Annotated in this window: 12 protein-coding genes; 2 read left to right on the forward strand and 10 right to left on the reverse strand. The window is 66.5% G+C overall.

Going from position 1 to position 14,050, the window contains the following annotated elements; all coding sequences use genetic code 11:
* Nucleotides 1-62: 62 nt before the first annotated feature.
* Genes A5699_RS10015 through lon form a run of 4 tightly spaced genes read right to left on the reverse strand, consistent with a single transcriptional unit; the run spans nucleotide 63 to nucleotide 5,089 of the window.
* The gene (locus A5699_RS10015; protein WP_067768728.1) at nucleotides 63-452 is read right to left on the reverse strand and encodes a nitroreductase/quinone reductase family protein; all 390 of its coding nucleotides are present in this window, start codon (nucleotides 450-452) and stop codon (nucleotides 63-65) included.
* Between the two features lie 9 nt (nucleotides 453-461).
* Nucleotides 462-1,892 (reverse strand): D-serine/D-alanine/glycine transporter, encoded by a 1,431-nt coding sequence (gene cycA, locus A5699_RS10020; protein WP_067768730.1) that lies wholly within the window; start codon nucleotides 1,890-1,892, stop codon nucleotides 462-464.
* Nucleotides 1,893-1,919: 27 nt separating this feature from the next.
* A complete protein-coding gene (locus A5699_RS10025) occupies nucleotides 1,920-2,711 on the reverse strand; it encodes a lysophospholipid acyltransferase family protein (protein WP_067768732.1) in 792 nt (263 codons plus the stop codon).
* Nucleotides 2,712-2,749: 38 nt separating this feature from the next.
* On the reverse strand, nucleotides 2,750-5,089 hold the full coding sequence (lon, locus tag A5699_RS10030; RefSeq protein WP_067768734.1) for an endopeptidase La: 2,340 nt from the start codon (nucleotides 5,087-5,089) through the stop codon (nucleotides 2,750-2,752).
* Between the two features lie 121 nt (nucleotides 5,090-5,210).
* On the opposite strand from lon, the gene A5699_RS10035 reads away from it, so the two are divergent.
* The gene (locus A5699_RS10035) at nucleotides 5,211-5,408 is read left to right on the forward strand and encodes a hypothetical protein (RefSeq protein WP_067768834.1); all 198 of its coding nucleotides are present in this window, start codon (nucleotides 5,211-5,213) and stop codon (nucleotides 5,406-5,408) included.
* On the opposite strand, the gene A5699_RS10040 is transcribed toward A5699_RS10035, so the two are convergent.
* The 4 genes from A5699_RS10040 to A5699_RS10055 all read right to left on the reverse strand — a co-directional run bounded on the left by A5699_RS10040 (nucleotide 5,405) and on the right by A5699_RS10055 (nucleotide 11,801).
* The gene (locus A5699_RS10040; RefSeq protein ID WP_231965670.1) at nucleotides 5,405-6,964 is read right to left on the reverse strand and encodes a molybdopterin-dependent oxidoreductase; all 1,560 of its coding nucleotides are present in this window, start codon (nucleotides 6,962-6,964) and stop codon (nucleotides 5,405-5,407) included. The two genes, A5699_RS10035 and A5699_RS10040, sit on opposite strands and share 4 nt — an antisense overlap.
* Nucleotides 6,965-7,039: 75 nt before the next feature.
* Nucleotides 7,040-8,038: an esterase family protein gene (locus tag A5699_RS10045; RefSeq protein ID WP_076240515.1), complete on the reverse strand. Its 999-nt coding sequence runs from the start codon at nucleotides 8,036-8,038 to the stop codon at nucleotides 7,040-7,042.
* A 137-nt stretch (nucleotides 8,039-8,175) separates the two neighbouring features.
* Nucleotides 8,176-9,609 (reverse strand): mechanosensitive ion channel domain-containing protein, encoded by a 1,434-nt coding sequence (locus A5699_RS10050; RefSeq protein WP_067768740.1) that lies wholly within the window; start codon nucleotides 9,607-9,609, stop codon nucleotides 8,176-8,178.
* Complete coding sequence (locus tag A5699_RS10055; protein ID WP_082957649.1) at nucleotides 9,606-11,801, reverse strand: adenylate/guanylate cyclase domain-containing protein; 2,196 nt, start codon at nucleotides 11,799-11,801, stop codon at nucleotides 9,606-9,608. The genes A5699_RS10050 and A5699_RS10055 overlap by 4 nt, the downstream gene beginning before the upstream one ends.
* 38 nt (nucleotides 11,802-11,839) lie before the next feature.
* Here A5699_RS10055 and A5699_RS10060 point away from each other — a divergent pair, with 38 nt between their 5' ends.
* Complete coding sequence (locus A5699_RS10060) at nucleotides 11,840-12,277, forward strand: DUF1810 domain-containing protein (RefSeq protein WP_067768742.1); 438 nt, start codon at nucleotides 11,840-11,842, stop codon at nucleotides 12,275-12,277.
* On the opposite strand, the gene A5699_RS10065 is transcribed toward A5699_RS10060, so the two are convergent.
* Together A5699_RS10065 and A5699_RS10070 are read right to left on the reverse strand one after the other, a co-directional pair.
* Nucleotides 12,261-13,568, reverse strand: coding sequence for an alpha-amylase family protein (locus A5699_RS10065; protein WP_067768744.1), 1,308 nt, complete (start codon nucleotides 13,566-13,568; stop codon nucleotides 12,261-12,263). The genes A5699_RS10060 and A5699_RS10065 overlap by 17 nt on opposite strands.
* On the reverse strand, nucleotides 13,561-14,040 hold the full coding sequence (locus A5699_RS10070; RefSeq protein WP_067768746.1) for a nucleoside deaminase: 480 nt from the start codon (nucleotides 14,038-14,040) through the stop codon (nucleotides 13,561-13,563). The genes A5699_RS10065 and A5699_RS10070 overlap by 8 nt, the downstream gene beginning before the upstream one ends.
* Between the last annotated feature and the right edge of the window lie 10 nt (nucleotides 14,041-14,050).

The raw sequence follows: 14,050 nt of genomic DNA on the forward strand, positions 1-14,050 counted from the left end.
CCGTCGTTGTCAGGCAGCCCCTATGTTAACGGCCATTCTCGGCCGTTATGGCGAAACAGGCATCAGTCGAGGTCGATCCGGATGGTGAGCAGGTCGCTGCCCATGACCCGAACCACCGCGCTGTTGAGCGCCGGTAGTTCTCTCAATCGGGCGACCGGGTCGTCGTCGGGCAGCAGGTGCGCCGTGCCGGTGCGCCAGGTGCCGTTGATCCGTACCCGCACAGCGGGATTCGCCTTGATGTTCAGTACGTAGTGCGCGCGGTCGCCGTGTTCGGAGACCATCCAGAACTGTCCGTCGACGACCCGGCCACCGACGGCGGTGCGCCGCGGTTGGCCGGTCTTGCGGCCGGTGGTCTCCAGCATGGTGATGGGTAGTTGCCGGCCCACCGGGTTGACGACGAGGCGCTGGGCGCCGTGGACGATGCGACGCTTGAGATCACCAAGATCCACCATGGGATCACCTTAGTCGGAATCCGGGGACTCCAGATCGGCACGGAACGCGGCTTCGCGGGCGAGATGCCTGGGCCGGCGGCGCAGCACAGCCCAGGCGACCGCGAGCACGATGAACCAGATCGGGGTGACCAGCAGGGCCTGCCTGGTGTCTTCCTTGAGCGTGAAGGCCACGATCAGGAAGACGAAGAACCCCAGGACGACGTAGCACATCGCGACACCGCCGGGCATCTTGAACTTCGACGTCTCGTGCAGGTGCGGCCGGCGTTTGCGGTAGACGAGGTAGCTGGACAGGATGATCGTCCACACGAACATGAAGCACAGCGACGAGATGGTGGTGACGATCGTGAAGGCTTCGATGATCGAATCGCCGACGGCCACCATCACCACACCCGACAGCAGGAACACCCCGGACAGGAACAGCGCGTTGGCCGGCACGCGCCGGTTGGTGAGCCGGCCGAACGGGGTCGGGGCGTCCCCCTCGGCGGCCAGACCGTAGACCATCCGCGAGGTGGAATAGATGCCGGAGTTGGCCGACGACGCTGCCGAGGTCAGCACCACGAAATTGACGACCGAGGCAGCGATGCCGAGGCCGGCGAGCGTGAACATCGCCACGAACGGGCTGTGCTGCGGGTCGATCATCCGCCACGGCGTGACCGAGATGATGACGATCAGGGCCGCGACGTAGAACAGCATGACGCGCACGGGGATCGAGTTGATCGCCTTGGGCAGGTTGCGTTCGGGGTTCTTGGCCTCGGCTGCGGTGGTGCCGACGAGTTCGATGCCGACGAACGCGAAGGTGGCGATCTGGAATCCGGCCACGAACCCCATCGGGCCGGTGGGGAAGAAGCCGCCGTCGTTCCACAGGTTGGCGAAGCTGGCGTGCGAGCCGCCGGGGGACTCGAAGTGGGTGAACACCATCACCAGGCCGACGACGATCAGCGCCACGATGGCGATGATCTTGATCAGGGCGAACCAGAATTCGGTTTCGCCGAACGCCCGCACGGTCGGCAGGTTCAACGCGATCAGCACCACCACCGTCGCCAGCGCCGGGATCCACAGCTGTAGATCGGGCCACCAGTAGGCGACGTACCCCGAGATCGCCACCACGTCGGCCACGCCGGTGACGATCCAGCAGAACCAGTACGTCCAGCCGGTGAAGAAGCCGGCCCACGGGCCGAGCAGGTCGGCGGCGAAGTCGGCGAACGACTTGTAATGCAGGTTGGACAACAGCAGTTCGCCCATCGCCCGCATCACGAAGAAGAGCATGAAGCCGATGATCATGTAGACGAAGATCACCGAGGGCCCGGCCAGCGACACCGTCTTGCCCGAGCCCATGAACAGGCCGGTTCCGATCGCGCCACCGATTGCGATGAGCTGGATGTGCCGGTTGGACAGCTGGCGGGACAGGTGCCGTTCGCCCGTGGTTGCTTCTGACGTCACGCCCGACAGGATTCCATGCGCCCGGCCTCAGCCCAGCACCGGGAACCGCCGTTTCGCCGCCAGTCGATCCAGCGCGGTCTGCATCACCCCGCGGATGTGCGCGTCGACCTCGGCGACATCGGGGTCGGAGCCGAAGCGGGCCGTGATGTCGATGGGCGGCAGGACCTCGGTGACGACCGTGGTGGGCAGCGGCAGGTTGGGCGGCACGATGACGCTGAGCCCGAACGGCAGGCCGACGCTCACCGGCAGGATCTCCAGCCGAAAGCGGGGCAGGCCCAGCCGCTTGGCCAGCCAATTGCCCCGGGTGAGGAACAACTGGCTTTCCTGGGCCCCGATCGACACCGTCGGCACGATCGGGACGCCGACCGCGAGCGCGGTGCGCACGTAGCCGGTGCGGCCGTTGAAGTCGATCGTGTTGGCCTCGGCGCTCGGCCGGTAGGCGTCGTAATCGCCGCCGGGGAACACCAGCACAACCGCGCCCGAGTGCAGGGCGGCCGCGGCGTTCTCGCGGCTGGCGTGGATCACCCCGAGCCGCCGGAACAGTGTGCCGGTCGGTCCGAGCAGCACGCCGTAGTGGGCCAGGGTGTAGAGCGGGCGGCCATATCCGAAATGCCGGTAGAACGCCGGGGCGAAGACCAGGACGTCAGGAGTCAGCATCCCGCCGGAGTGATTGGCGACCACGAGCGCCCCGCCGTGGCCTGGAATGTTCTCCAGGCCACGGACCTCGGAACGAAACCACCATTTGGCGATCGGGGCGGCCACCGACTCCGCCTGCCGGGTGACGATCGGATCCCATTGATCGAGTTCAGTGTCGTCCATCGTCCCTCCCCGCCGTTGGTTGCAGACGGGATACCCACCTACGCGGCGACCGATGCCGCCTCTTGGATCGGCTCGAGCGCCTCGGCGACGATGTCGGCCACGTCGGTCATCGGTTTGACCTCCAGGGCGTCGAGCACCTCGGCCGGGACGTCGTCCAGATCGGGCTCGTTGCGCGCCGGGATGAACACCGTCTTCAGCCCGGCCCGCTGCGCGGCCAGCAGCTTCTGCTTGACCCCGCCGATCGGTAGCGCCCGGCCGTTGAGGGTGACCTCGCCGGTCATCCCGACGTCGCCGCGGACCTGCCGTCCGGTGGCCATCGACACCAGGGCGGTGACCATCGTGACGCCGGCCGACGGGCCGTCCTTGGGCACCGCGCCGGCCGGCACGTGCACGTGGATGCGGCGGTCCAGCGCTTTCGGGTCGACGCCCAACTGCTCGGCGTGGGCGCGCACGTAGGACAGCGCGATCTGCGCCGATTCCTTCATCACGTCACCCAGCTGACCGGTGAGCGCCAGTCCGGCTTCACCGTCGTTCGCGCTGGCCTCGATGTAGAGCACATCGCCACCCAGGCCGGTGACGGCCAGACCGGTCGCCACCCCCGGCACCGCGGTGCGTTCGTCGGATTCGGGGGTGAACCTGGGACGGCCCAGGTATCCGACCAGATCCGGCTCATCGATCGTGATCGGAGCCGACGTCGAGTCGAGCTTCGTGGTGACCTTGCGCAGTGCCTTGGCCAGCAGCCGTTCGAACTGCCGCACACCCGGCTCGCGGGTGTAGTCCGCGGCGATCTTGCGCAGGGCCGCGTCCGTCACCGTCACCTCGGAGTCGGTCAACGCCGCTTTCTCGGCCTGCCGTGGCAACAAATAGTCCCGCGCGATGGCGACCTTGTCGTCCTCGGTGTAGCCGTCGATCTGCACCAGCTCCATCCGGTCCAGCAGGGCGGACGGGATGTTCTCGATGACGTTGGCCGTCGCCAGGAACACCACGTCGGACAGGTCCAGATCCAGATCAAGGTAATGGTCCCGGAACGTGTGGTTCTGCGCCGGGTCCAGCACCTCCAGCAGCGCGGCCGACGGATCGCCCCGGTAATCCGAACCCACCTTGTCGATCTCGTCCAGCAGCACAACGGGATTCATCGAACCCGCCTCGCCGATGGCCCGCACGATGCGACCCGGCAGCGCACCGACGTAGGTGCGCCGGTGACCGCGGATCTCGGCCTCGTCGCGCACACCGCCCAGGGCGACGCGCACAAATTTTCGGCCCAGCGCCCGCGCCACGGACTCGCCCAGCGAGGTCTTGCCGACCCCAGGTGGACCGGTCAGCACCATCACCGCGCCCGATCCGCGACCGCCGACGACGGCCAGGCCCCGTTGGGCGCGACGAGCCCGCACGGCCAGGTACTCGACGATGCGGTCTTTGACGTCGTCCAGCCCATGGTGGTCGGCGTCCAGAATTTCCCGCGCTCCCTTGAGGTCGGTCGAGTCCTCGGTGCGCTCGTTCCACGGCAGGTCCAGGACAGTGTCGAGCCAGGTGCGGATCCAGCCGCCTTCGGGGCTCTGCTCGCTGGAGCGTTCCAGCTTGCCGACCTCACGAAGCGCCGCTTCCCGGACCTTCTCGGGCAGATCGGCAGCCTCGACGCGGGCCCGGTAATCCGCTTCTCCTTCCTGGCCATCAGGTCCCAACTCGCCGAGCTCCTTGCGGATCGCGGCCAGTTGCTGGCGCAGCAGGAATTCCTTCTGCTGTTTGTCCATGCCGGCCCGGACGTCCTCGGCGATCTTGTCGTTCACCTCGACCTCGGCCAGGTGTTCGCCGGTCCATTCCACGAGCAGGCTCAGGCGACGGCCGACGTCTTCGGTCTCCAACAGCTCGCGCTTCTGCACGTCGGTCAGATATGAGGCGTACCCGGCCGTGTCGGCCAGGGCCGAGGGATCGGTGATCTTGTTGACCACGTCCACGATCTGCCACGCCTCGCGACGCTGCAGCATGGCCAGCAGCAGCTTCTTGTACTCGGCTGCCAAGGCCAAGGTGGCATCGCTCGACTCGATATCGGCGACCTCGTCGACCTCGACCCACAGCGCGGTGCCGGGGCCGGTGGTGCCGGACCCGATGTGGGCACGGCGTTCACCACGGACGACGGCGGCTTCCACGCCGCCGGGCATGCGACCGGTCTGCACGATCGAGGCGATCACACCGTGGGTGGGGTACCGGTCGTCCAACCGCGGGGCGATCAGCAGTTTCCCGGCCTCGCTGGCCTGGGCTGCGGCCACCGCGGTGCGGGCGGCGTCGTCGAGTTCGACGGGCACCACCATTCCGGGCAGCACGATCGGCTCGCTCAGGAACAGGACCGGCAACGCATTCGGCGTTGTGTGTTCAGGCATCGAACCTCCAAAGTTCAGTCTGATGCGCTCAACCTTGTCGGTGATGGGTTTGTTCCCGGTTCGACTGGCGGACGGGTTCGCCGTGGGTGAACGCGACCACCGGCGCGTAGCATCCGACTCCATGAACCGGGGATTCATCGTGACGCTTGCGATCGGTGTGATCGTGGCGTTGTTCGGGGCAATCTGGGCCCTGCAAGGATTCGGTGTGCTGCAGGGCAGCCCGATGAGCAACACCACCACCTGGTCGATCATCGGTCCGATCACCGCGGTGATCGGTGTCGTGGTCGCGGTCGTCAGCTGGCGCAGACTCAGGCGTTAAGCCACGGTGAACGTCACCGAATGCCAACCGGTCGCCCCGTCGGGCACCGGCGGCGCTTCCTGCGCGGTCTGGACCACGCCGGTGTTGTCGATGGCGCGCACCGTGATCGTGTGGTCGCCCGGGTCGCTCGCCTGCCACGGCAGGCTCCACAGCCGCCACGTCTGATCGGAGTACGCCGCACCCAGATGGGCCGGGACCCATGGGCCGTCGTCGATGCGGACCTCGACGGCGCGCACGCCGCGATTCTGTGCCCAGGCGACACCACCGAAGGTCGTCGGTCCGGCCGGCACCTTCTGCCGCGGTCTCGGCACGTCGATGCGGGACTCGGTCTTGATCGGGCCCCGCGGCGCCCAGCCCTGCCTGGTCCAATACGCCTCGGCCCGGTCGAACCGGGTGAGTTCCAAGTCGGTGACCCACTTGGTGGCAGACACGTAACCGTAGAGGCCGGCCACCACCAGCCGGGCCGGATAACCATGTTCGACCGGTAGCGGCCGGCCGTTGAGGCCCACCGCGAGCAGGGCGTCGCGCCCGTCGGTGAGGGCCTGCACCGGGGTGCCGACGGTGAAGCCGTCGACCGACGTCGACAGCAGCATGTCTGCGTCGGGGTGAACTCCGGCCTCGTCCAACAGGTCGGTCAGGCGGTAGCCGGTCCACACGCCGTTCGAGATCAGGTCTCCACCAACGGGATTCGATACACACGTCAGCGTGATGACCTTTTCGACGGCCTCGAACCGGTCCAGGTCGGCGAAACTATAGGTGACTTCGCGGTCCACCATGCCGTGGATGTGCAGCCGCCAATCCTGACGGCTGAGCTGCGGGACGCTCAGGGCGACGTCCACCCGGTAGAAGTCGGCGTTGTCGGTGAGGAAACTCGGCAGGGTCACCCCGGCGGGTTGGACCTCTGCCGGGACCGGCCGAGCCGGTACGCGCGGAGTCGGGATCACCGCGCTGTCACGTTCTGCCGCCACCGAACTGGCCAGCCTGCCGATCACGGTGCCGACGATTCCGCCGGCAATGCCGACACCGAGCAACCCGGCGGTGATCAGCCAGCCGCGCCGGCCGGCGTCGACGTCGTCGACGTCGTCGGGGGAGCCGGGGGAGCCGGCCGGTTCAGTCCACAGCCGGCCGGCAAGCCACCGCAGCGCGGCCACGCCGGCCGCGGTGCCGATCACCGTGGGCACCACGTCGAGCGCAGACGAGTCCGGCCGCGAGAGCACGGCCGCGCATCCGAGGATTCCGGCGACGACGAAGATCGCGCTGCCCACCGGCCGGCGGCGGGTTTCGTAGGTCGCGGCGAGGGCGGCGACGGTGGCGATCACCACCAGCACGACCACGGACAGAAACAGTTTGTCCAACGTGCCGAGGGTCTGAATTGCCCACTCTTTGACCGGCCCCGGTGTGAGGTCGACGATCGCCGCGCCGACCGCGTCGCGTGGATCGGCCTGCGGCGAGAACCCGATGCCGACGAGTTGCGCCACGCCGAGCGCCACCGCGGCGGCGGCAACCCCGCCTAGCATCCGAGCGTTCGCCGTGGGTGTCGACGAGGTCTCGACCATCCTCCACAAACTACTCCCGCACACAGCAGAGAGCCTGCCGCTGGGGGTTACGGCAGGCTCCCTGTGGTGATGGATCTAGGTGGCCGACTGTGCGCCGAGCACCCGTTGGATGTCGGGCTTCATCTGCTGCAGCTGTTGGCCCCAGTAGCCCCAGGAGTGGGTGCCGTTGGCGGGGAAGTTGAACACCCCGTTGGTGCCGCCGGCCGCAATGTAGTTGTCCCGGAACGTGATGTTGGTCCGCAGCGTGAGACCTTCGAGGAACTGCGCCGCCATCAGATTGCCGCCGTTGGTGCCGGCGTCGAGATCGGACGGGGTGCCGGTACCGCAGTAAATCCAGACGCGGGTGTTGTTGGCGACCAGCTGGTTGATGTTGACCATCGGGTCGTTGCGCTTCCAGGCCGGATCGGTCGACGGGCCCCACATGCTCTCGGCGTTGTACCCGCCCGCATCATTCATCGCCAGACCGATCAGCATCGGCCACCAGCCTTCGGACGGGTTCAAGAAGCCCGAAAGTGTTCCGGCATAGATGAACTGCTGCGGGTGGTAGATCGCGTAGGTCAGTGCGGCACTGCCCGCCATCGACAGGCCGACGACCGCGTTACCGGTCTGGGAGACACCTCGGTTGGCGGCCAGCCAGGTGGGCAGTTCCTGGGTCAGGAAGGTCTCCCACTTGTACGTGTAGTCCTGGCCATTGCCTTTCGACGGCTGGTACCAGTCGGTGTAGAAGCTCGACTGCCCGCCGACCGGCATGACCACCGACAGGCCGGAATCGTTGTACCACTCGAATGCCGGTGTGTTGATGTCCCAGCCGTTGTAATCGTCCTGCGCCCGCAGGCCGTCGAGCAGGTAGACCGCATGTGGTCCGCCGCCCTGGAACTGCACGCGGATATCGCGGTTCATCGACGGGGAGAACACGTCGAGATACTCCACCGGCAACCCCGGCCGGGAGAACGCGCCGGCGCTGGCCGACCCGCCGACGAGCCCGACCAATCCGGGCAGGGCCAGTGCCGTAACGGCTCCAACCATCAACCGGCGCAGCCACATCTTCGGCGCAGACTCCGCTGTGCCACGCATGTTTCTGAGGAACTTCATAACGGCAACCAACCCACCTTTCTTCGCCACAAGCGTTTGCCGTCGCTTTGTAAGCAAAGTGAATCACGGGCCACACCAGTCACACCCGTAACAGCGCCGTGCGACCAGATCGCGGTTGGCTAACGATTGGAACTCGGCGCCGAGACCGTAGCCGGCCGCGGGCCGGCGGTCGACACCTGCTGAGCAGTTGATCGACGCTCCTCGATCATTCGGCTGATGTCCTGAAGCAGCAACGGATTCCGCAATACCAGCCGCTCCAGGAACTCGCGCTCCACCTGTAGGAGTGTGGTTTCCACGGTGGCATGGCCGTCCGCGAGTGCCTTCTGGCGGATCAACGTCGACTGGCCGAGGAAGTCGCCGCTGCCGAGTGTGCGTACCGGTGCGATCGAGCCGTCTCGGCTGGCAACCGTCATCTGAATCCGGCCCTCGACGATGAAACTCATTCGGCTCGGGACCTCCCCGGCGAACTGCACCTGTTCACCGGCGCCGAACCGGCTCAGGCGGCAATGCGTGAGCAGATCCTGCTGTTCGGTGTAACTCAACCGCAGCGCCGGCGCAATCTCGCGTACTGCCTTGTCCATCCGTTCCGGGGTGCTGAAATCGTCGACTGCCTGATCCAGATGCAACTCGGCCCGCCTTGCCGCGTACCAGACCCAGCGAAGAAACGTTGATCGGGCCGCGCCGTCGTCCACCGGTGAGCGCAGTGGTATCGACGTTCGATATTCATTGCGGCCCAACGCTACTGAGGTGGGCGCGGCGCCGGGCCGCCGCTGTGGCAGCCGACTGCCGATCTGGGTGAGGAGTCGGCATACTTCGTCGGGGGAGTCTGACGTGCCGAACACCGTGGTGACCGAGATGGAATGCGACGAGGCCGGGCGGCTCAGGTTGGTGAACGAGGCGCCGGCCAGCACCGAGTTGGGCATCACCTGCATGCCGCTGCCCGTGTCGATGTGGGTGGCGCGCCAGTTGACTTCGACCACACGTCCGCGCGCCGAGGGGGTGTCCAGCCAGTCGCCGAGCTCGAACGGCTGCTCGAACAGCAGGAGTAGACCGGAGATGATCTGGCCCACCGAGTTCTGCAAGGCCAGGCCCAGCACGATGGAGCTCACCCCGAGTGCGGTGAACAGTCCGCCGACGTTGGCGCCCCAGACGTACGCGAAGATCATGCCGACCCCGACGGCGATCAGCGCGAACCGGGCCACATCGAGGAAGATCGACGGAATCCGCTTGCGCCAGCTGCCTTCTGGCGCGCCCTGGAACAGGGTCGCGTTGAGACCGGACAGCAGCAGGATCATCACCACGAGACCGAGGACGGTGGCAACGACACGGACGGGAGTGGTCTCTGCCGAGATCTCGCCACCTTTGATCAGCAGGATCAGCAGTGCGGCCAGCGGGAGAATGTAGTTGCGTAGCAGGCCGATCGGCCGGGCCAGGTAGCTGCCGCGTCGGGTCAGGGCGTTGTGCAGTTCGGTGAGCACCACCAGGCCGACCGGCAGCCCGATGGCCACCGTCAACGCCCAGTAGAACCAGTCGGTGTCCAGCACACTTCTCATGACTGACGGTCCGCCAATCGCCAGATCGGCACTTCGACGTCGTTGACTGTCACCGATCCCACGGCGGTGTACTGCCGGGCGTCCTGGGTGGCCTCACGTACCCGGTCGGTGACGTACACGCCGGCCTGGGGTGCCCCGCTCTGCACCTGGTAGGCGAGATCGACCGCGGATCCCCACATGTCATAGGCCAGGTTGGATCGGCCGATCAGGCCGCTGCCCACGGTGCCGGTGTCGATACCGGCCCGCAGCCGTACGTCGTACCCGGACTCGTTGCGATACCGGTCGACGACGCGCTGCATCTCGACGGTGAAGTCCACAGTGCGGCGGATGTTGTCGAGTCGGGGCACCGTCAACCCGCAGCTGGCCAGATAGCCGTTGTGCAACGTGCGGACCGGTTCGACACCGAGATTCTCTGCTGCCGAGTCGAATTCGCGGATCAGATTGTTGACCATCGCCAGCAGGTCGTCGGCGCACAGATCGGCTGACAGCTCCTCGAGCCCGAGCAGGTCGGCGAAGACGACGGTGACGTTCTGGTGGTCCTGGGCGATGTTCTCCTCGCCGTCGCGGTACCGCTGGACCACCGGCTCGGGCATCATCGACAGCAGCAGCCGGTCGTTCTCGTGCCGCTGTTCCTCGAGCAGGTCCTCCTTGATCCGCAGATTTCGGCTCATCTCGTTGAATGCGATTGTCAGGTCGCCGAATTCGTCGCGGGACAGGACCGGCAGGGATACCCCCAGCTCGCCGGAGCTGATCTGGTGGGCCCCGGCTTCCAGGCGGCGCAGCGGGCGTACGAAGAACCGTGCCAACAGAATCGCGGCGACACACACCACCAGGATGATGGCCACGGTGGACAGCACCAGGGTGCGGGTGAACGACGTGACCGGGGCGAAGGCCTCGGCGGTGTCGATCTTGGCCACCACCACCCAGTCCAGTCCTTGCAACTGCACCGGGGCATAGGACATCAGGGTCTCGTTACCCAGATAGTCGATATCGACGAGGGTGCCCGATTGGCCGCGCTGTGCCAGCCGGGACGCCTGGTTGGCCACCGGTTGCACCATCGTCGTGCCGCCCTGGCGAATGGACTTTTCGGCGACATCGGGGGCCGTTCCCGCCTGGATCACCTCGTGTTCGAAGCGTTCGGGGTCTTCGATGAACAGTCTCGAGTTCGACCGCATCAGCCCGTCCGGGCCGACCAGGTAGGACTCGCCGGTCTCACCCATGCCGACCCGCTCCCACTTGCTGCCCGCGGTCATTATTCGGTTCACCCCGCGAATCGGGAACTGCAGGGCCAGGACGCCGGCCACGCGGTCTCCCGTACGGATCGGGGCGACCATCCAGGCGGTGGGGCCGTTCGCGGGCAGATAGGCGCCGAAGTCGGTGACGCCGATGTAGTCGAGGGCGTTGGACTCGATCGCCTGCTGGTATGTCCGTGTCAGGGCTGTGCTCTTGTACGGTCCGTGGAAGATGTTGGTACCCAGGTCGGGCCCCTTGTAGGCGCTGTAGACCACGTTGCCGCGGGTGTCGAGAAGCAAGGCGTCCTCGAACCCGAATCGGGTCACGATCGTGCGGAAGTAGTCGTTGAACCGGGCGTTGGCCGCCGACCAGTCGCTGCCGTCGCGCGCGTCGTCGATCGTGATCGCCGTGGCTCGGTCGTCGAACGGCGCGGTGTAGGCGGCCTGCAGATGGATCTGGGCGTTCGATGTCGGGATCAGCGCCGCGACGTCGATCTGGTTGCCCGAGGCGGTGTCGGTGCTCCGGGAGAAGCGCTTGCGGTAGTAGCCGGAGACGGCTTTCTGCTCCTCGGGCGTCACCGGGTCTGTGCGCAGCTGGTCGAACGCCGTCGTAAACGCCGCCGTGGCCTCGGCCGCTGTGGCTCCCCGGGTGTACACCACCAGCGAGTTCCTCAGGTAGCGGTACTCGGACTCCAGCTGCCGTGCCTGTGCGGCCCTGGTCTCGGTCAGCCGGTCGAACACCGAGTCGCGCAGCGAGCTCCGGCCCGACTGGTAGCCGATGACACCGACCACTGCCGCCGAAAGCATGCTGGTGATCAGCAACATCGCCAGGAGCTTGGACTGAATGCTGATGCGGGACAGGGTGCTGCGCCGGCGGAATTTCGAGGAGAACTCGGTCTGAGCGGAAGCTACCGGCTCGGACGCTGCTCGCTCAGACGCTGCCTTCTCAAAAATAGACATTGAAACCAAACATAACGCGGGTATGCGATATTGGCGGCATGGTCGGCGATGACCCGTATGACCTCGCCCGGTTCGTCACGGCTCAAGATCGGGTGTATTCACAGGTCGTGGGGGAGTTGCGGGACGGCCGCAAGCGCAGCCATTGGATCTGGTTCGTCTTTCCGCAATTGCGCGGTTTGGGCCACAGTTCCACGGCCCATCACTACGGGATTGCCTCTGTTGACGAGGCGAGCGCGTATCTGGCCCACCCGACACTGGGTCCGCGGCTGCGGGAGTGTGCCCGGCTGGTGGCACAGATCGACGGGCGGACCGCGCGGGAGGTGTTCGGCCACCCCGATGACCTCAAGGTGCGGTCGTCGATGACGTTGTTCACCGCGGTCACCGAGGACAATGCCGACTTCGAATCGTTGCTGGACAAGTTCTACGGTGGTGAACCTGATCCGCTGACCGTCGAATTGCTCAGTGCGGCTGGATGATCAACCAACCGTGCGGGCCGACGTCCGTTTGGCCGATCTCGTCCTGCGGTGGCGCGCCGGAACCGGCGATGACGACACCTGACGGCACACCGAGATCGGGCAACGACAACCTCAACGTCGTATCGCCGACATTGAGGGCGACGATCAGGGACTCGGCGCCGGCACTGGTCCGGTACACGTAGTGCGAGTTGGTCAGCAACAACGGTGAGGTGGTCGCGGTGTGCAGCCACGGGTGGCGACGACGCAGCCCGATCAGGTGCCGGTGCAGCCGTAGGGCATCGGAATCCGCGGGGGGAGCAATGAATTCGGGTCTGACCGCATCGTCACCGCCGCGCCGCTGCTCTTTCACGCCGCGGTAGGCCGATTCGTCACCGGCGTAGATGCTGGGGGTCCCGCCGGTGGTCAGCAACACCGCGAGCGCATGTTCGACGTGTGTGGGGTTCTGCAGCTGGCTGGCGATCCGGGTCACGTCGTGGTTGCCGATGAAGGTCAACGGAACGAACGTGTCCAGAAAGTCGTTGTGCCGCTTGAGCGCCCAGTCCAGTTCGTGGAAGTTTTCGTCATTGAGGCTGCTCCAGATGGCCTTCCAGAGCTCGTACTGGGTCACCGAATCGACCGTGGACGCCTGCACGGTCGCGGTGTAGTCACCGTGGATCACCTCACCGACGAACCAGGCGTGCGGAAACTTCTGGCGCACCGACGGCAGGACCCGTGCCCAGAACCGGTCGGGCACCGCATAGGCGGCGTCGAGGCGCCAGCCGTCGGCACCGCGGTCGAGCCAGTGCGCGAGGACGGCCGCGGTGTAATCCACCACCTCGGCGTTGTCGTGGTTCAACGCGATCAGCTCGTCGTGGCCTTCGAAGGTGTCGAATCGAGAGGTGTTGGGGCGACGGCGAAACCACGCGGAAGACGGATGGTCCGGTCCGCCGTCGAGCGCTTCGCGGTAGCGGGCGAAGTCGGTGCCCACGTGGTTGAACACCCCGTCGAGCAGGATGCGCAGACCACGGTCGCGGGCCTCGGCCACCAGGTGGTCGAAATCGTCGTCGTCGCCAAGGCGCGGGTCGATGCGGAAGTGGTCGGTGGTGTCGTAGCCGTGGGTTCGGGACGCGAAGATCGGACCGAGTGCAATGCCGGAGGCGCCGAGCTGCACGGCATGATCCAGCCAGCCGACGATCCGCCGCAGCCGGTGTTCGTCGGATGTCGGCGGCGGCTCGGCCGGAAACGCACCGACGAAGCCCAGTGGATAGACGTGCCACCAGATGGCGTGCGCCACCCACTGCGGTTCAGACACGGAACTTCGCCGCGTAGAGGTCCTTCATCGGTGCGACGAGTTCGTCGGCCGGCCCGTCCACTTCGATGCCGGGAGCCACCGTCGTGATCGGCAGCGCAGCGACCGGCGCAGCCGCCACTTTCCATTCCGACAACCACCGGCTCAACTGGGCCGAGGACGTGGCGTAGACGATGCGGCCCAAACCCACCCAGGCATGTGCGGCCGCGCACATCGGACAGTGCTCACCGGAGGTGTACACCGTGGCGCCGGCGCGCTCGCCGGGGCTCATGTGTGCCGCGGCCCAACGGGCGATGGCGAATTCGGGATGCTGGGTGGCGTCGCCGTCCTTGACCCGATTGCGGTCGGCGAACACCGTCGTGCCGGCGTTGTCGACCAGGATCGATCCGAACGGTTCGTCACCGTCGTCGAGTGCTTCACGGGCCAACTCGACACATTTGCGCAACTGACCGAGGTCGTTCTCGCTGATGGCCACTCGGCCGAGT

The organism is Mycobacterium sp. E802 (assembly GCF_001666875.1).
Classification (GTDB): Bacteria; Actinomycetota; Actinomycetes; order Mycobacteriales; family Mycobacteriaceae; genus Mycobacterium.